We start from the raw sequence: 18,271 nt of genomic DNA, 5'->3' as shown, positions 1-18,271 counted from the left end.
ATATCAGTTTTAGGTAATGCAATACAAAATAATCCTATGTTTTTTTGCAATCTTGTAATGACATGAGCATGGTAGCAGCTTTTAATTTTCTTTTATTACAGCCATTTAAGACTGTATAACTCTCTTTTTTCTTTTAAATATTGAGATTAACCGTAAAGACCAATTTTGTTTTACTAACTTTGCAGTTCGTAATATTATTTTTATGCACAAAGCTGGATTTGTAAATATAGTTGGAAAGCCCAATGCGGGAAAATCGACCTTGCTAAACCAATTAATGGGTGAGAAATTGGCGATTGTAACGCAGAAAGCTCAGACAACCCGTCACAGAATTTTTGGTATTTATAATGAAGATGATCTTCAGATCGTATTTTCTGATACTCCCGGAGTATTGGATCCAAAATACGGACTGCAGGAAAAAATGATGGATTTTGTAAAGGACTCTCTGCAGGATGCCGATGTGTTCCTGTTTATTGTAGATGTTACCGAGAAAGCAGAACCTTCAGAATTTTTAATTGATAAATTGAATAAAATTCCTGTACCCGTTCTTCTTTTATTAAATAAAGTAGACCAGACTGATCAGGCAGGTCTTGAAAAATTAGTAGAAGACTGGCACAATAGAATTCCAAAGGCTGAAATTCTGCCTATCTCTGCGTTAAATGCTTTCAATACAGAAGTTATTTTACCAAAAATAAAATCTTTACTTCCTGAAAACCCACCTTACTACGATAAAGATCAGTACACTGATAAGCCTGAAAGATTTTTTGTAAACGAGGCAATTCGTGAGAAAATCCTTCTGAATTATGATAAAGAAATTCCATACTCTGTGGAAGTGGTGACTGAACAGTTCAAGGAAAAAGAAGGGATTATCTTTATAGACTCTATTATTTATGTAGAAAGAGATACTCAAAAGGGAATTATTATCGGGCACAAAGGAGAAGCCATCAAAAAAGTAGGAACTGAAGCAAGATTGGATCTTGAGAAATTCTTTACCAAAAAAATTCATTTAAACTTATTTGTAAAAGTGAAAAAAGATTGGAGAAAGAACGACAGAGATCTTAAAAATTTCGGTTACCGATAAACTAAAACAGCCGGAATCCCGTTGTATTAAAAGATTTTTATTACCTTAGTATAAATTTTTTAGTAAATGAACTATAATAATTCAAATTCAAGCTCAATACTTAAAGATATTATTTTATTAGTTGTGAGAGTGTTTGTAGGTTTTGCAATGCTTTCTCATGGTTTTCCAAAGCTTCAGATGCTGTTGGCAGGAGGTAAAATCGAGTTTTTCGATTTTATGGGTCTTGGTCCTCAGATATCACTGATTCTTACCGTTTTTGCTGAATTTGTGTGTTCAATACTCCTTATATTAGGACTTTTCACAAGAGTTTCTTTAGGATTTCTGATCTTTACAATGATCATTGCCGGCTTTGTTGTACATGGTGCAGACCCTTTTGAAAAAAGAGAAATGAGCCTTATTTATCTTTCTGTTTATCTTTTGCTCATCGTGATCGGAGCTGGAAAAGTTTCGGTAGATCATATGATTGAAAGAAGAAAAAGAGCTTCAGACTGGTAATTTTACAAATAAGAACAATGACTAGTCCTAAATAAGCGTTACATATTAATAGGATAAAAATACTAATATTTATTATATAGTTGTTGGGTTTTCCCGACAACTATATTTGTTTTTATACGTTCTTATTTTTACACTATTTTGTTTGTGCATCTGCTCGGGTGTTTTCATATAACACGACCAATGTGGTCTTTTGGTATTATAAATGTGAACTGCATCTTCTACCAATAACTTCATTGTCTGTATATTTACCTGATAATCTTCTAATAAGAACTCTTGTTTGAGTATTCCGTTTACTCTTTCTGCAATAGCATTTGCATAAGGATCATAGCTTTCAGTCATTGAGGGTCTGATATTTTTCTTTTTCAATATTTTTTGATAAACATGACTGCAATATTGTAACCCTCTGTCGGAATGATGAATTAAGCTTTTTTTATAATTTCTTCTCCTTATAGCCATATTCAGGGCCCGCAGAGATCCCTCAGTTGCCAAACTATTAGAAAGATCATATCCCATTATTTTCTTAGAATAAGCATCTGTAACCAAAGCCAGATAGCAATTCCTGTCTCGCCCTCCAATATAAGTGATATCTGAAACCCATACTTGTTCCGGCTGTTCCAATGGCATATTTTCTATTAGATTCTTATGCTTTCTGAATCGATGATGGGAATTGGTGGTTATTCGATAGTTTCTTTTGGGTTTTATGAGCATATGATTGGCTCTGAGTATGCTGAAAAGTTTATCTCGTCCCACATGTAATGTATGCAGAGAGTCCGCCAGCATATGATAGATCTTTCTTGTACCCACACGAGGCATCATCAAACGCAGGTTATTGACCAGTGTAATCACTTGGTCAGCCCGGGCTTGTTTTTGATCTCTAAGCCAAAAGCTTCGATAATAGTGCTGTCGGTTGATCCCGACCAATCTACAAAGATAACTTATCGTTTTTTTTGTTTCTTTGCTGAGATGCTGGATTGATCGGGAAAGGAGTTTTTTCTTATCGGAATCAAATATTCTTCCTCCGCCAGGTCTATCAATTTATCCAAAATAGCGGCTTTGTCTTCCGACTCCGTTAAACGGGTTTCAAGGTATTCGTTATGACGTTCCAGACGTTTTAACTTCTCTTCCAGCTCTTTAATCTTTTGTTCAGGTGTTTGCATAGCTTTATGTTGGGAGCGGTTGTCTATATCAAAGGTACCATATTTTCTTCGCCATTCCGTTATAGTGCCGTGACCTTGAATACCATACTTACGCATTGCTGCACGATTGCCAATACTGCCACTCTACTTCTTTTACTACCGCCAATTTAAAGGAGACGCTGTAATCCTTTTGGCTACGTTTTACATACTGATTGTGAAATGATTCCATAACATTACTTTTTTTGTGTAACGCTATGTTAGGACGAGACACAATACAATATAAAAGAAAGGCACTTCATTTTTGAAGTGCCTTTCTTTATTAATAATTACAGTTAGGTAAGCATTCCCAGATCAGATTTCCGTTTTCGTCTCTTACTCTGCAAGCCATAAATCCCGGATCACATAATGGAGCACTTCCTCCCATAACGGTCTTTAGATTTTTCTTCGTTAATTATCTTAAATTTATCATATTATTTTAATTTGTAAGATAAATGTAATGAAAAAATAAATATGACACCAAAAAGAGTCTTATTTTTTAATGTTAAAAGTCTTTTAAATTCACTACATTCGTAAAAAATGAATTTATATGAAGATAAAACTGACTATTTGCCTTTTGGCATTTCTCAATTTTTATGATGCACAGGAAAATATTACGTATCAGAAACCTTCTGCTGAGATTTTAAAACTGGCAGATTATCAAAGGCCTCCAAGTGTTCTGATGAACAGCAAAAAAGACTGGGTGGTTTTTACGTACCGTCCAACATATAAAACACTCGAAGATCTCAGTCAGAATGAAATGAAGCTTGGTGGACTTAGAATCAATCCGGTTACTAATATTTCAAGCAGTATCACTTATTCTAATGATCTGAAGATCAGAAAAATCAACGATAAAAATGAAATTCAGGTAAAAAACCTGCCTTCCAATCCAAAAATTGGCTATGTTTCATTTTCTCCGGATGAAAAGAAACTGGCTTTTACCAATACTACCAATAAAGGTGTAGAACTTTGGATTGTAGATATGGAAACGGCTTCTGCCAAAAAAATTACAGCGGATAATCTGAATGCCAATTTAGGAATGCCTTATGTGTGGTATAATGATTCTCAAAGCTTATTGATCAGAGCAATTCCACAAAACAGAGCTGCGCTTATAGATGCGAGCAAGGATCTTCCTACAGGACCTATTGTTTCAACAGCAGATGGTAAAGTTTCCCAGAACAGAACCTACCAGGATCTTTTGAAAAATCCTCAGGATGAAAAAAACTTTGAAACCCTTACGGCTTCTGAAATTTATACTGTAGATCTTACCGGTAATCTTAAGAAACTGAAAGATCAGGATATGTATGCCGGCTTAAGTTTTTCTCCGGACGGAAATTATCTGATGGCTACACTGATCAAAAAACCATTTTCCTATATCGTTCCACTTAACCGATTTCCATCCACAACAGTAGTGTATGATATGAAAGGAAATACTGTAAAAACAGTAAATGATGTTCCTTTGAATGAAATCATGCCGAAAGGATTCTCATCGGTAAGAACCGGAAAAAGAGATATGGCCTGGAGAAGTGATGCACCTGCGACTCTTACTTATGCCGAAGCTTTAGATGGAGGAGACCAGTCTAAAACTGCCGAGTACAGAGACGAGGTATTTACATGGGAAGCTCCGTTTACAGCAGCTCCTAAATCTTTCTTCAAAACGAAACAAAGATATGATGATGTAGTTTGGACTAATGATCATTATGCCATTGTTTCTGAAGGCTGGTATGATACCAGAAATACAAAATCTTACCTGATAGATACTAATAACGGGGAATCTAAAGTTTTCGATGATAGAAATTATCAGGATGTTTACAGTGATCCGGGGAATTTTAATACAACAAAAAATCAGTACGGAAGATATGTTATCGATATGAAAGGTGGAAAAGCCTATCTGATTGGAGCTGGTTTCACCAAAGACGGACAGCATCCTTTTATCGATGAAATGGATGTAAAATCCCTGAAAAAGAAAAGACTTTACACTTCGAATATGAAGAATGGTAAAGAAGAAATTATTGATATTCTTAATGCTTCAAAAGGAGAAATTCTTACAGTTCAACAATCGCCGAGCATTTATCCTAATTACTTCAAAAAGAATATTAAATCTAATAAAGCAGAAGCTGTAACCTCCTTTGCAAACCCTTTTGAAAGTATTAAAGACGTTTATAAAGAAGTGATTACGTACAAGAGGAATGATGGTGTTACCTTAACCGGAACCCTTTATCTTCCTGCTAATTATGACAGAAAAGCGAAGAAAGAGAAGCTTCCTTTGCTAATTTGGGCTTATCCTACAGAGTATAAAGATAAAAATACAGCAGGGCAGAACACTCAGAACCCGAACGATTTTACATTCCCATACTACGGATCTTTTGTATACTGGACAACAAAAGGGTACGCTGTTCTTGATGATGCTGCTTTCCCGATTATTGGTGAAGGAAAAACTGAGCCTAATGACTCTTTTATTCCACAGTTGGTAGCCAATGCTGCTGCTGCCATTGATGCCGTTGATCATCTGGGATATATCGACAAAAAGAAAGTCGCAGTAGGCGGGCATTCTTATGGTGCATTTATGACTGCAAACCTTTTGACACATTCTAACCTATTTGCATGTGGAATTGCAAGAAGTGGTGCTTACAACAGAACGTTGACGCCATTCGGATTCCAGAGCGAGCAGAGAAACTATTGGGATGTTCCGGAGATTTACAATACAATGTCTCCATTCATGCATGCAGACAAAATGAAAACACCTCTTCTTCTGATTCATGGTGATGCGGATAACAATCCGGGAACATTTACTTTGCAGACTGAAAGATATTTTCAGGCATTGAAAAACCTTGGAGCTCCGGTAAAAATGGTTCTTCTTCCAAAAGAAGCCCACGGATACCAGGCGAAAGAAAATATCTTACATCTTTTATGGGAGCAGGATCAGTTCCTTGAAAAATGTTTGAAGAAATAAACAACAAAAGAGACTGCTTGTAATAAGCAGTCTCTTTTGTTTGATTAAAAAATATAATAAGGAAGTAAAAGATAGTAAATAAAACTTTATAGAATATAAGACTAGGCTTTTCCTTAAAGCGAAGCTCATCTTAATAATCTTACTTTCTTAACAGACCTTAATGGTTTAAATATTAAAGATGTTTCAAGATTTCATCAACACTCTTAAGCTCCATAAAATTCGGATGCTTCAGGTTAACTTCATGCTGTTCATGAGTCCATGTGACATGATAAGGAATATGGGCGGCAGAACCTCCAATTTCCAGCACCGGTAAAATATCTGATTTTATAGAATTGCCAAGCATAAGGAAGTTTTCAGGTTGACAATCCAGATGTTTCAGAAGCTTTTTGTAATCATTTTCTTTTTTATCACTCATGATTTCAATGTGATGGAAATAGTCCTGTAACCCTGAATTTTTTAATTTACGCTCCTGATCCAGAAGATCTCCCTTTGTCGCGACAACCAGTCGGTATTTTCCCTTTAAGCTTTCAAGGGTTTCCGTGACCCCATCCAACATTTCAATAGGTTTCTGAAGAAGATCCTGACCCAGCTGAATCGCTTTATTCACTAATTCTAATGACGCCGTATTATTGGAAACTCTGCCAATAGTTTCAATCATGCAAAGCATAAATCCTTTTACTCCATACCCATACAAATGAAGATTCTGCATTTCCGTTTTAAACAGTTCCTGTGACACAGAATGTTGCGGAAGATAATCTTCAAGCAGCATACAGAATTCTTTTTCTGCCTCCTGAAAATAAGGTTCGTTGACCCAAAGGGTATCATCAGCATCAAAGGCAATCGTGGTAATATGATTATTCATTTTTGTTTTGTAATTTTCTGGTGTCAAAATTCAGTATAAAAACTCAATAAACAAAGGACATTTGTCCCGAACACCTATGTTACGAACAAATCAGGAATTTCTAAAGTATTTCGAAGAACTTTACATGAAGCAGGAGGGTAGAGAAGAGGTGGTAGTAAAGGATTTCTCCCGGGAAGAAAATATATTGATACAGCATCAGCCACTGTCAAAGGTTATGTTGATTAAAGAAGGTGTTGCCAAATGTTATCTTACTGAAGAAAACGGAAAAGAATATATTGTCGAATTTCTGGGAAATGGGGAAATCCTTGGAGAAGTAGAATTGATGAAGAATATCAGCTGTTTATGTGGGGTAAAAGCAGTCTCTGAAGTGACCGTTTATGAAGTCAATGTTTCCTATTTCAAATCTTTGATTAAAAATGATCTCGCTCTTAACCATTTATTATTGGATTCATTTGCGGAAAGAATTATCAATACTTCCAGCAGGGCATCTTATCAACAGTTGTATACGGTAGAACATACTGTAACACAATTACTGAACATGCAGTCAAAGCAAGGTATTCAGATTTCTAAAGAAGATATGGCTGCCTATCTTGGCATTACAGTGAGAAGTTTGAATAGAATTTTAAAGGATTTGAAATAATTTCGTTGACAAGCAAAAAGATGTAAAGATTTTCTCAATGCTTATTTATAATTTTAAACATCATTCTTTTGTTGGAAAATCGCAAAGACGCAAAGTTTTTTTAATCCTTATTTATAATTTTAAGGCACAAGAAAATCAAAGATTTTCATCAAGCGATGACTATGAATTTTTCTGCAAGTTGCGGAAACTGTGCTAGTCCTTTTTTAATTAGAATTTGCTTAATTAAAAGAATCTTCAAGTGATTAAAAAATAACCAGTATTCAATTTTATCGAAGATAAAACCTTTGTGCCTTAAAATATTTGATCTTCAAATTCCATTGCGTCTTTGCGTATATCAAAAAAAGTTTCGTTTTTTTTACTAATGATATTTTGGTATGTTTTTAAGGGGTGTTTTGTTTTAAATTTTAATATTTAATAATTTAAGTGTTGATTTTGATGGGGTGTTTTTGAAATTTAGTATTTTTGTATAAAATTAAGTCGAATATTCGTCAAATGGAAAAATTAAAGTTCAGAAATGCTGAGCTAGCAGATTTAAATAAAATTGTAGCCATATATAATTCAACAATAGCCTCCAGGATGGTGACTGCAGATATGGAAGAAGTTTCTGTAGAAAGCAAACTAAAATGGTTTGAGGAGCACAATCCACAGACAAGACCACTTTGGGTAGTTGAAGATGAGCAGAATGAAGCCGTAGGGTGGGTGAGCTTCAGTTCATTCCATGAAAGAGCGGCATACAATGGAACGGTAGAAGTAAGCATTTATCTGGATGAAACCTGCAGAGGAAAAGGATATGGAAAAACTATTCTTCAGTATTGTATTGATAACGCTGGAAAGTTTGGGGTAAAAAACCTTGTCGCTCTTATTTTTCTTCATAATGAACCCAGTTTGAAGCTGTTCAGATACTTCGGCTTTGAGGATTGGGGAAGCCTTCCTAATGTAGCAATCTTGGATGGTGTGGAGAGAAGTCTGAAGATTTTAGGGAAGAGAATAGATTAATGCGCTTATAGTGCTTAACCAGTAAGATATGTGAGAAAGTATAAAGATGCTGGTTTGCATTTGAAACACTTTAATTGTATTCTTTAGAGCTACTTTGTTCTTATTCCTGATAATATATATTAATAATTTTAGTTCTCCAGTTTTGCATTTGTTTTATAATTTCCTCAAGATCTTTTTGAGGGTTTAATGCAATAATACCATTGTATACAGGGTAATCATGAATATTTAAATTATAATGACTTAAAGCTTTTTGCGGAAACTCCAACTCATTTTTTATATACTTCGCCAGAATAAAAATCAATGAAATATTGGGCTCGGAATAGTAGAGTTGAGAGTTGTCCTCTTCGTTAACGAGTTTATAATCTTCTATGGTTGTTTTTAGATAGTGTTCAAAAGCGAGAATTGCTAGATTATATATTGATTCATATTCATATTTTTCATCTATCGTTCCCCACCAGTCAATACCTTGTTCCTCACATCTTAGATATACCAAAGCATCGTTTAATCCTTTGATAATGATTTGCAGTCTGGATGCTGCCATATCAAAATTAATTGAAGAACTCCGAAGTTGTTCAATAGTTAAATCCATCAGTTTTTTTATTATTTCATCATTGCTAAATTAAAAATAATAAAATTCAATAAAAAACGCAGAGCTAAAAAACTCTGCGTCAATATGTACTTATATTTTTATTTATGAATTCTGCTTAATTCTTTTCGCAGACATATTCAGGAATCGTTTCACCAGGAAAACGGCTGATACGGTCAGTCCTAATCCAAGTGCGATCCACATTCCGAATGCTCCCATTTCCAATGTTACACAGAAGAAATATCCCAAAGGAATGGTAATCACCCAATAAGCAATAAAGGTATAGATAGATGGAATTTTCACATCCTGAAGCCCTCTCAGCATTCCTAATGCCGTCACCTGAATTCCGTCAGAAAGCTGGAATAAAGCTGCAATGACCATAAGTTTTGCGGCCAGTGTAATGACTTCCACTTCTTCTTTTTTCGTGAAGAATGTAGGGAGTATATTTCTTCCTAGAATAAATACCAATCCACAGATACACATGAAAATAAAAGCAATCTTCAGGTTGTTGATTCCTACTTTTCTCAGTTCCACAAAGTTCTGTTCGCCCACTTTTCTTCCGATCATTACTGTAGAAGCAACACTAAACCCAACGCATAGGTTGAAGGTGAAGGAAGCCATACTTAAAGCGATCTGGTGAGAAGCAATATCATGAGCAGAAATCAGTCCGCAGATAAATGCAGCCCCGGCAAATGCTGTTACTTCAAAGAACATCTGTAAAGCTGTAGGCAATCCAAGTCTTACCATTTTATCAAACATTTGCTTTGAGAAATCCTGAATTTTTAAAGAAAAATCCTTGATATAGCGTCTTGTTCTTTTTTCTTTAAGCAATACAAAATACAGGAAAACCACCATGAAAACTCTGGAAATCAAGGTTGCTAAAGCGGATCCTTGTACACCCATTGCAGGTATTCCCCAAAGTCCTTTGATAAAGACATAGTTTAATGCAATATTGATGATGTTGGCAATAATGGTAGCTTTCGTAACACCAATGGTATAAGACAGTCCTTCAGAAACTTCACGAAGCGTCTGAAATGCCATGAACGGGATCATACTGATCACCATTATACTTAAAAATCCTACGGTATCAGGAATGATCTTGGCTGGTTGTCCGGAGTGATAGAGTAGTGGCATTCCCAAAAGTAGAACCACCATAAGGATAATCCCAACAGACATATTGATAATGAAACCGTGGCTGAATACGGAATTAATCGTAGTATGATCCTCTTTTGAGTGTGCTTCCGAAACCAATGGCGGGATTGCAAATGAAAAGCCCAGGGCTAATACAAATATGGAGAAAAACACAGCGTTACCTAATGAAACGGATGCCAGTGCATCGGCACCCAAAAGTTTTCCGACAATAATATTATCGAATAAATTTACTGAAACCTGCCCTACCTGGGTAAGCATCACAGGCAGAGCCAAAGTCAGGCATTCTTTTGTATAGTTTTTGTTTAAAAAGTTCATAATATTTTAAGATTCATATAGTTTATAATTAAAATAGGGACAAAAAAAATTTGCAGTGGTAACACTGCAAATTTTTATATATGGTAAATAATAACTTTATTATTTCCTTACAAAACTTGCAACGTCACCTTCAGAAACAGTGTTTCCACCAAGAATAATCAATCTTTCCACAACATTTCTTAATTCCCTGATATTTCCAGTCCATGAAAGAGCTTTTAAAGCATCAATAGCTTTATCGTCAAATTTTTTCGTAGCTGTACCATGCTCATCAGCAATCATACCTGAAAAATGTTCAACCAGCAATTTGATATCCTCTTTTCTTTCATCCAAAGGCGGAACATAAATTTCAATTACAGAAAGTCTGTGGTAAAGGTCTTCTCTGAATTTTCCTTCCTCAATTTCTTTCTGCATATTTTTATTGGTTGCCGCAATTACTCTTACGTCAACTTTAATTTCTTTATCACTTCCCACAGGAGAAACTTTGCTTTCCTGAAGAGCTCTCAATACCTTAGCCTGAGCGATAAGACTCATGTCTCCAATCTCGTCAAGGAAGATCGTACCATTGTTAGCCTGTTCAAATTTTCCCTGCTTATCTTTAATAGCACCTGTAAAAGATCCTTTTACGTGTCCGAAAAGCTCAGACTCAATAAGTTCAGATGGAATAGCCGCACAGTTTACCTCTACCATAGGACCTCTTGCACGTTCACTTTGATTATGAATTGCATGGGCTACCAATTCCTTTCCGGCACCGTTAGGCCCGGTGATTAGAACTCTGGCGTCAGAAACTGCTACTTTTTCGATCATATCCTGAATCTTTTGGAGAGCAGGAGAGGTACCAATCATCTGGTATTTTTTACTTACTTTTTTCTTTAAGGTTTTATTTTCAGTCTGAAGATTTTTGTTTTCTTTCTTCAGAGTTTCTTTAACCAATGCATTTTTCACACTTGTAATAAGTCTGTTGATATCAATTGGTTTGGAAATAAAATCGTATGCACCGTCCTTCAAACAGGAAACAGCAGAATCAATATCTGCGTGGCCTGAAATCATGATAAAAGTAGTTTCTGGTTTTAATGCAAGACTTTGCTTCAACAGTTCGGTTCCTGAAAGTTTAGGCATCTTGATATCAGAAATCACCAAAGCGAAATCTTCTTTTTCTACCTGTTTGTAACCTTCAAGGCCGTCTTCGGCGATAACAAATTCATAATCGGTTAGTTCATCCGAAAGAATACTGTGAAGTACTCCCGAGATTGCTTTTTCGTCTTCTACTATAAGGATTTTTTGCATAGTTGCAAATTTAAATTTTTTGTTTCAATTATTAGCAAAAACTGTACCTAAATATTCTATTTTGAGTAGTCTCTTCTCCCAAAAATCGCAGATCCAACCCTCACAGAGTTAGCACCACACTCGATCGCTATAGGGAAATCATCGCTCATTCCCATTGATAAGGTGTTTACAGTTTTTAATTGATTTAATTCGTTAAAAAGACTCTTCAAGGTTAAAAATTCATTTCTTACCTGCTGCTCATCATCCGTGAATGTTGCCATTCCCATTAAGCCGGTAATTTCAACATGGGGAAACTTACCTTCAAGATATTGCTGGTAAGCATCTTTAGCCTCAGAAATTTCAAGACCGAATTTACTTTCTTCTGCGGCAATTTTTACCTGTAAAAGAACCTTAATGACTCTGTTGTTCTTTCCTGCTTCTTTGTTGATTTCGGTCAATAATTTTTCGGAATCCACACTTTGTATGGTATCTATGAAAGGAGCTATGTATTTTACTTTGTTGGTTTGTAAATGACCAATCAGGTGCCATTGGATATCCTGAGGAAGCAGCGGTGCTTTCTCCATCAGTTCCTGTACTTTATTCTCTCCAAAAACTTTTTGTCCGAGATCATACACTTCCTGAACTGCAGAAGCCGGATGTGTTTTCGAAACAGCAACCAGCTGAACACCGGATGGCAGCTGATCTTTTATAGCGTTGTAATTTTCTTTAATACTCATAGATGCAAATTTCCGAAATTTCCCTGACAGTTCCCAGTCATGAATACATTTCCCTTATACTTTTACAGTGAAATTAATTCAAAACCTCATTAATTTTAGGATACTGAGAAATTTTTCTGAAAACAAACTTGTTGCTTCTCTGTAGTTTTTCAATAAACAGATCCAGCTCGTTGATGGAGTCTGCATCTCTCAGATATTGGTCATGGGTAAGGAAAACAAGGTGTCTGGAAGTTTTCTCAAGGTCGTTTAAGAAAATACTGTCCACTTTCTTGATCATGGCTTCATGGCTTCCTTTCAAAGTCATTTTCTGGGAAGGTCTCCATTCGAGATCCCAGCCGATGACTTTATAACCTGCTTTCTTAAGGCCATCTGCTGCTGCAGTAGAACTTTTGATATCAGTTACGTTAATATTGTTGAGTCTCCAGATATTTCTTCCGGGAGTTCTTGCTATTTTATCAGTAAGCTTCAGACTGTCTTTTGCAATATCAAAATCATGGACTACTGATTCAGCATTTTTATAAAAATCGGTGTATTTGTTGTGGGCATGACTAAAGCTATGGTTGGCAAGTTCTACAAGAGGGTTTTGCTTCAGCAGCAGCAGATCATCTTTCTGTTTTTTGCTTCCGTAGGCATGTTTCCCTACCAGAAAGGCGGTTGCACAAACATTTCTTTTGTCCAGGATTTTTAAAAGATTTTCGGTCCCCTGATTGGGGCCGTCATCGAAGGTAAGGTAGATCACTCTTTTATCCGGGTCTACACTTTCATCATCCATTTTAGGGACTATTTCTGCGGAAGGATGTTCCTGTGAACTGACGACGGGGTCGTTATTCACTTCATTTTTAAAATTACAGCTATACAATAAAGCCGAAGTTGCACTCATCAATGCAAACATCCCGAGAAAAGTCGCATTTTTTGACTTTCCCGCAAAAATTTTTCTCATAAAGATAATGGAAATTAAATTGTTAAAAATCGTTAAAAATAACAATTGAAAGTTAACAAATTATATGCCATGCTGTGCAGTTTATTTTCTTTTTAAGTTTATTTTAAGAACTTTATTTTAAAGGCGATTTCCAATAAGAATTGAATTGCAATCTTATGATTTTGTTTTCCTTATTTTTTAACATTTATAAATGTGAAACCAATAGTTTTTCTCTATATATGTTGAAGTTTTAATATTCTTCATTGAATGGAGAATTATTTTATTTTAACAAAAAAAAGATAATTTTTATAGAATCTTTATTTTAAGATGCTTTTTAAATACAGGGAATTTTTAATAGCTGCTATTCCCCAGGTATTGTTGAAGAAAATAAATGAGATTTGGGTGGTATTTTTAATCTTTTCAGCCAATGCATCCATAAAATCTTTACTATATTCTGATTTGTAAAGAACAGGTTTCCCGTGAAGTCTATAATAAAGTATCTCCGAATGATTAATAATAAGGTCTTCGGGAAGATTGCCTGGAAAACTTACACCCGAGAAAATAATATTATGTTTTTTTAATAGATCAAATACTTCTTTTTGCCACCATGAGTTGTGTCGGAATTCAATGACGTTCAGGAATCTATGATCCATATTGTCCATGATCCGCTCTGTATTTTCTGCTGTGTTTTTAAAGGAAGGAGGAAGTTGATATAGAAATCCGGAAAGTTTATCCTTCAGACCGTTCTGAATATGGTCGCAGAATAGGGTAATCTCATCTTTGGAATTTTCAAGCCGGTTTTGATGGGTGATGGCTTTTGGGATTTTAATGAAGAATCTGAAATCATCAGGGGTTTCATCATACCATTTCAATAATGTTTTTGAAGTTGGTTTTCTATAAAATGTAGAATTAATTTCTACGGCATTGAACGTTGTTGAATATAAAGAAAGAAAATCTTTACTTTGGGCATTTTCAGGATATAAAGACCCTTTCCAGTCGTTATTATAAAATCCCGAACATCCTATGTAAAGATTTTCTTTTGTCATAATGTTATTTTATATCCAGATCCACGGAGTTGAGCCTCAATGAATTCAGTATCACAGACAAGGAACTGAAGCTCATTGCTGCAGCTGCAATCATGGGTGATAAAAGAATTCCAAAGAATGGATACAATAATCCTGCCGCAACCGGAACTCCCAATACATTATAGATGAACGCAAAGAACAGGTTTTCTTTAATGTTTTTGAGAAGTTTTTCACTCAGTAACTTTGCTTTTGCAACGCCTAAGATATCTCCTTTTAATAAAGTGATCTCAGCACTTTCAATGGCAACATCTGTTCCTGTTCCCATAGCAATTCCCACATCGGATTGGGCTAGGGCAGGAGAGTCATTGATGCCATCTCCGGTCATGGCCACAATTTTACCCTGTTGTTGTAGTTTTTTTACCTCGTTGAGTTTATCTTCAGGAAGGCAGTTGGCTTTGAAATGTTTAATTCCTAATTCATCTGCTACAGCTTTTGCAGTATGCTCGTTGTCTCCTGTCATCATGATAACGTCTATTCCTTCACTCATCAGCTGTTTGACTGCTTTTTTAGAGCTTTCTTTGATTTTATCTGTAAAGCTTATGAATCCAAGCACCTGCTGATCCTGTGCGATGTAAGAAATTGTATGTGCCTTTGACTGCACTTCGACAGCTTTCTTTTTTAAATTTTCAGGAATTGTAATCTGATGGGAAGTCAACAGGCTTTCATTTCCTAAGTAAACAGTCTTATTATTGATTTTTCCTTTTACTCCTTTTCCGGAAATGTTTTCAAACTGATCTACCTTTTCAGCAGTAAGATTCTCTTCTTTTGCTCTTTTTATAACGGCATTGGAAAGGGGATGTTCAGAATTCTGATTCAAAGAAAAAGCAAGCTGTAAAATCTGATGCTGATCACCATTTACGGTTTCAATGTGTTCTACTGAAGGTTTTCCTTCCGTTAAGGTTCCTGTTTTATCAGTGATCAGGACATTCACTTTATTCATTTGTTCAAGGGCTTCTGCATTCTTGATCAGGATTCCGTTTTTAGCACCTTTCCCGATTCCTACCATTAAAGACATGGGAGTGGCGAGCCCAAGGGCACAGGGACATGCTACAATTAAAACTGCCACAGCATTCACAAAGGCAAATAAACTTCTTTTTCCTTCCGGACCGAAAAACTGCCACAGAATAAAAGTAAGGGCAGCGATAAGGATGACCACAGGAACAAAAACTTTTGAAACTTTGTCAGTAAGCTTCTGGATTGGAGCTTTGCTGCGGCTCGCTTCATTGACCATTTTAATGATTTGTGAAAGCAGGGTTTCATCACCTACTTTTTCCGCCTTCATAATGAATACCTGATTGCCGTTTAGGGTTCCGGAAGACACTTTATCATCTACATTTTTTTCAACAGGAATAGGTTCTCCCGTGATCATACTTTCGTCAACAATAGAATTACCTTCAATGATTTTTCCGTCCACCGGAATTTTTTCACCAGGTTTTACTTTTAATAAATCTCCTATTTTTACCTGAGAAAGCAGAACTTTCTTTTCCTCACCATTTACGATGAGATTGGCTTCATCGGGAGAAAGATTCATCAATTCTTTAATGGCATTTCCCGTTTTTTTATGAGCTGCTGCCTCCATCAATTGCCCTAAAATAACAAGGGTTAAAATCACACAGACCGCTTCAAAATATAAAGGGATTTCATGATTATGGCCACGAATTTCATGTGGAATGATATCCGGGAAAATTAATGCTACAATACTGAAAATAAATGCTGCAGCTACACCCAGAGCAATAAGACTGAACATGTTAAGATTCCAGGTCTTAAAAGAAACCCAACCTCTTTTTAACAGAAACCAGCCTGAATAAAACATCACCGGAAGCGTTAAAGCAAGTTCAATAAATCCCTGAACCTGATGGGAAAAAGGGAAATTGATAAACATTCCACCCATGGAAAGAATGAAAACGGGAATGGTAAATGCTAATGATGTAATGAATTTCTTTTTTAATAGAGTATAAGTTTCATCTTCTTCATCTTCACCACTATCTGGCATTCTTACGAGATCCATCCCGCAGATCGGGCAGTCTCCGGGTTCATCACGGATGATTTCCGGGTGCATAGGGCAGGTGTATTTTGCAGTTTTCTTTTCGGGATACTTTACAAGATCCATTCCGCAAACAGGGCATCCTACATTGGAATCGTAGGTTTTATCACCTTCGCAATACATCGGACAGTAATATCTGCCTGCCATTTCATCAGTTACTTTCGGAGCTTCATGATTGTGACTATGATTATGATCATGATGAGAGTGGGAATGAGAATGATGTTGATGCGAACCTGCTTTTTCTATAAGCTCTTCTGTGATGGGTTCTAAATGCATGTGGCAAACCGGGCAATCACCTTTTTCATCGTACACTTTATCTCCTTCACAAAACATAGGACAATAGTGTTTTCCGATACTGTCTTTAAAGTTCTCCGGAAGATGGGTTGAGGAATAGGTCGGTTTGTGATTAGGGTCTTTGGCCAGTTTTTCTTCAATAGGAACCAGATACATTTTGCAGACAGGACATCTTTCGCCCTGTTTGAAATATACTTTATCTCCTTCGCACTCCATTGGACAATAGTATACTGAAGACGGTGATACGCGGTCCTGAGGTTTTACAAAGGTTGTCTCAGGATGATTGGGATCTTCAAGTCTGTATTTTCCTATTTCTGCCAAAGCATCATTTAAAACTGAAAGTTTTACTCCATGCTCAGAGGTGATTGTTGCGGTATTGGTTTCCAGATTTACATCGGCGGTAACCCCATCAACACTGTTCAGTTGATTTGAAATTTTTTTCTGGCAGCCGGAACAGGTCATTCCGAGTATTTTATACTGTTGGTCCATGATTCTTAAATTTATAGTACAAATTTCCAAAATGGAAAACTAAGGCTGTTATAAATTTAAGGATAATAGTTATAAAATTAGGTGGAGTGAAAGAGTTTGAGGGTGGGAGAGTGGGAGAGTATAAGAGTGTAAGGGTTTGAGTGTTTGTAAGTGTGATTGGAATATTTAACTCCGTTACCTGTAAACGCTCAAACTCTCAAACGTATTAAAGATTGTCAAGCGCTTTGCGATGGTGTTCTTTAAGTTTTTTAAACTCTGTGGGAGTGAATCCTGTTACATTACGGAATTGGGTAGAAAGATGCTGCACACTTTTATAACCAATTTTTCCCGCAATTTCGGTAAGGTTGAATTCATTATATAGAAGAAGTTCTTTTACCTTTTCAATTTTCTGAAGGATGAAGAACTGCTCTAAGGTGATATTTTCGTTTTGTGAAAACGTTTTTGAAAGAGAACTGTAGTCTTTATGGAGTTTTGAACTTAAAAATTCCGAAAGCAGAAAGTCTTCAGCAATATCAAGGTCACTGATTTTTACAATAATCAGGTTTTTGATTTTTTCAACAACCTGATGTGCGGAATCCATGATTCTTTCAAAACCCGTATCAAGCAGTTCTTTTTCTATGATCTGCATTTTTTCAGGAGAAATTTCAGATTCTGTTTCTGCTTCACCTAATAAAACGCCAGTTGTTTTTACCTCTGCATTGCGGAAAATGTTTTCCACCGCCGCAATGCATCTGTTGCAGACCATATTTTTTATGAATATCTTCATAGACCGTTGTTTAATCTGTCTTTTACGAATTCAATCTGGGTTTTGCCGTGAGGAGCGGGATTGCCATCTGCGTCAAGGTTTACCATGACAATTCTTTCTACAGTAATAATCGTTTGATGAGTCATTTTGTTTCTTACATCACATCTTAAAGTAATAGAAGAAGATCCGAAATGAGTAGCTTCTATTCCTATTTCTATAATGTCTCCCTGTTTGGCTGAACTTACAAAGTTGATTTCAGAGATGAATTTCGTTACTACTTTAGTATTTTCCAGCTGGATAATAGCGTAAAGGGCAGCTTCTTCATCAATCCATTGAAGTAGTCTTCCTCCGAAAAGCGAATGGTTGGGATTTAAATCTTCGGGTTTTACCCATTTTCTGGTATGGTAGTTCATGTCTTTTAATAATTAATAATTTGCAGTACAAAT

The 18,271-nt window shown here is 35.9% G+C and carries 17 protein-coding genes; 5 read left to right on the top strand and 12 right to left on the bottom strand.

The annotated features are described in order from the left end of the window. Positions 1 to 202 precede the first annotated feature (202 nt). Complete coding sequence (era, locus tag ACWPWS_RS06770) at positions 203 to 1,078, top strand: GTPase Era (RefSeq protein WP_454045987.1); 876 nt, start codon at positions 203 to 205, stop codon at positions 1,076 to 1,078. Positions 1,079 to 1,144: 66 nt separating this feature from the next. Continuing rightward, the gene (locus ACWPWS_RS06765; RefSeq protein ID WP_105682606.1) at positions 1,145 to 1,573 is read left to right on the top strand and encodes a DoxX family protein; all 429 of its coding nucleotides are present in this window, start codon (positions 1,145 to 1,147) and stop codon (positions 1,571 to 1,573) included. A gap of 72 nt (positions 1,574 to 1,645) precedes the next feature. Here ACWPWS_RS06765 and ACWPWS_RS06760 read toward each other — a convergent pair whose 3' ends face one another. Together ACWPWS_RS06760 and ACWPWS_RS06755 are read right to left on the bottom strand one after the other, a co-directional pair. Further along, entirely contained in the window at positions 1,646 to 2,494 is an 849-nt protein-coding gene (locus tag ACWPWS_RS06760; RefSeq protein WP_454045986.1) for an IS3 family transposase, read from the bottom strand. A 14-nt stretch (positions 2,495 to 2,508) separates the two neighbouring features. Beyond that, the gene (locus tag ACWPWS_RS06755) at positions 2,509 to 2,826 is read right to left on the bottom strand and encodes a hypothetical protein (RefSeq protein ID WP_454045985.1); all 318 of its coding nucleotides are present in this window, start codon (positions 2,824 to 2,826) and stop codon (positions 2,509 to 2,511) included. Between the two features lie 469 nt (positions 2,827 to 3,295). Between ACWPWS_RS06755 and ACWPWS_RS06750 the strand changes: the two genes are divergently transcribed. Continuing rightward, positions 3,296 to 5,698, top strand: coding sequence for a prolyl oligopeptidase family serine peptidase (locus ACWPWS_RS06750; protein WP_454045984.1), 2,403 nt, complete (start codon positions 3,296 to 3,298; stop codon positions 5,696 to 5,698). A 172-nt stretch (positions 5,699 to 5,870) separates the two neighbouring features. Here the strand turns inward: ACWPWS_RS06750 and ACWPWS_RS06745 are convergent, their stop codons facing one another. Then, complete coding sequence (locus ACWPWS_RS06745; RefSeq protein ID WP_454045983.1) at positions 5,871 to 6,560, bottom strand: HAD family hydrolase; 690 nt, start codon at positions 6,558 to 6,560, stop codon at positions 5,871 to 5,873. Positions 6,561 to 6,636: 76 nt separating this feature from the next. Here ACWPWS_RS06745 and ACWPWS_RS06740 point away from each other — a divergent pair, with 76 nt between their 5' ends. Next, the gene (locus tag ACWPWS_RS06740) at positions 6,637 to 7,200 is read left to right on the top strand and encodes a Crp/Fnr family transcriptional regulator (RefSeq protein ID WP_454045982.1); all 564 of its coding nucleotides are present in this window, start codon (positions 6,637 to 6,639) and stop codon (positions 7,198 to 7,200) included. A gap of 492 nt (positions 7,201 to 7,692) precedes the next feature. Then, entirely contained in the window at positions 7,693 to 8,196 is a 504-nt protein-coding gene (locus ACWPWS_RS06735; protein WP_454045981.1) for an N-acetyltransferase family protein, read from the top strand. Between the two features lie 100 nt (positions 8,197 to 8,296). On the opposite strand, the gene ACWPWS_RS06730 is transcribed toward ACWPWS_RS06735, so the two are convergent. From ACWPWS_RS06730 to ACWPWS_RS06690, 9 genes are all read right to left on the bottom strand, one after another. Beyond that, complete coding sequence (locus ACWPWS_RS06730) at positions 8,297 to 8,785, bottom strand: hypothetical protein (RefSeq protein ID WP_454045980.1); 489 nt, start codon at positions 8,783 to 8,785, stop codon at positions 8,297 to 8,299. Between the two features lie 102 nt (positions 8,786 to 8,887). After that, positions 8,888 to 10,249: an MATE family efflux transporter gene (locus ACWPWS_RS06725; RefSeq protein ID WP_454045979.1), complete on the bottom strand. Its 1,362-nt coding sequence runs from the start codon at positions 10,247 to 10,249 to the stop codon at positions 8,888 to 8,890. 99 nt (positions 10,250 to 10,348) lie between these two features. Next, positions 10,349 to 11,533: a sigma-54-dependent transcriptional regulator gene (locus ACWPWS_RS06720; RefSeq protein ID WP_209784753.1), complete on the bottom strand. Its 1,185-nt coding sequence runs from the start codon at positions 11,531 to 11,533 to the stop codon at positions 10,349 to 10,351. Positions 11,534 to 11,589: 56 nt separating this feature from the next. After that, positions 11,590 to 12,249 (bottom strand): YggS family pyridoxal phosphate-dependent enzyme, encoded by a 660-nt coding sequence (locus ACWPWS_RS06715; RefSeq protein ID WP_454045978.1) that lies wholly within the window; start codon positions 12,247 to 12,249, stop codon positions 11,590 to 11,592. 73 nt (positions 12,250 to 12,322) lie between these two features. Next, on the bottom strand, positions 12,323 to 13,189 hold the full coding sequence (locus tag ACWPWS_RS06710) for a polysaccharide deacetylase family protein (RefSeq protein ID WP_209784751.1): 867 nt from the start codon (positions 13,187 to 13,189) through the stop codon (positions 12,323 to 12,325). A gap of 296 nt (positions 13,190 to 13,485) precedes the next feature. After that, positions 13,486 to 14,214, bottom strand: a complete 729-nt coding sequence (locus tag ACWPWS_RS06705) for a DUF72 domain-containing protein (RefSeq protein ID WP_454045977.1) — start codon at positions 14,212 to 14,214, stop codon at positions 13,486 to 13,488. 4 nt (positions 14,215 to 14,218) lie between these two features. Then, entirely contained in the window at positions 14,219 to 17,080 is a 2,862-nt protein-coding gene (locus ACWPWS_RS06700; protein ID WP_454045976.1) for a heavy metal translocating P-type ATPase, read from the bottom strand. A 205-nt stretch (positions 17,081 to 17,285) separates the two neighbouring features. Beyond that, positions 17,286 to 17,846 (bottom strand): helix-turn-helix domain-containing protein, encoded by a 561-nt coding sequence (locus tag ACWPWS_RS06695; protein ID WP_454045975.1) that lies wholly within the window; start codon positions 17,844 to 17,846, stop codon positions 17,286 to 17,288. After that, on the bottom strand, positions 17,843 to 18,238 hold the full coding sequence (locus ACWPWS_RS06690) for an acyl-CoA thioesterase (protein ID WP_454045974.1): 396 nt from the start codon (positions 18,236 to 18,238) through the stop codon (positions 17,843 to 17,845). Before ACWPWS_RS06690 ends, ACWPWS_RS06695 begins: the two co-directional genes overlap by 4 nt. Positions 18,239 to 18,271 lie beyond the last annotated feature (33 nt).

Source organism: Chryseobacterium sp. Marseille-Q8038 (assembly GCF_965111995.1).
This window is presented reverse-complemented; position numbering and strand designations above follow the sequence as displayed.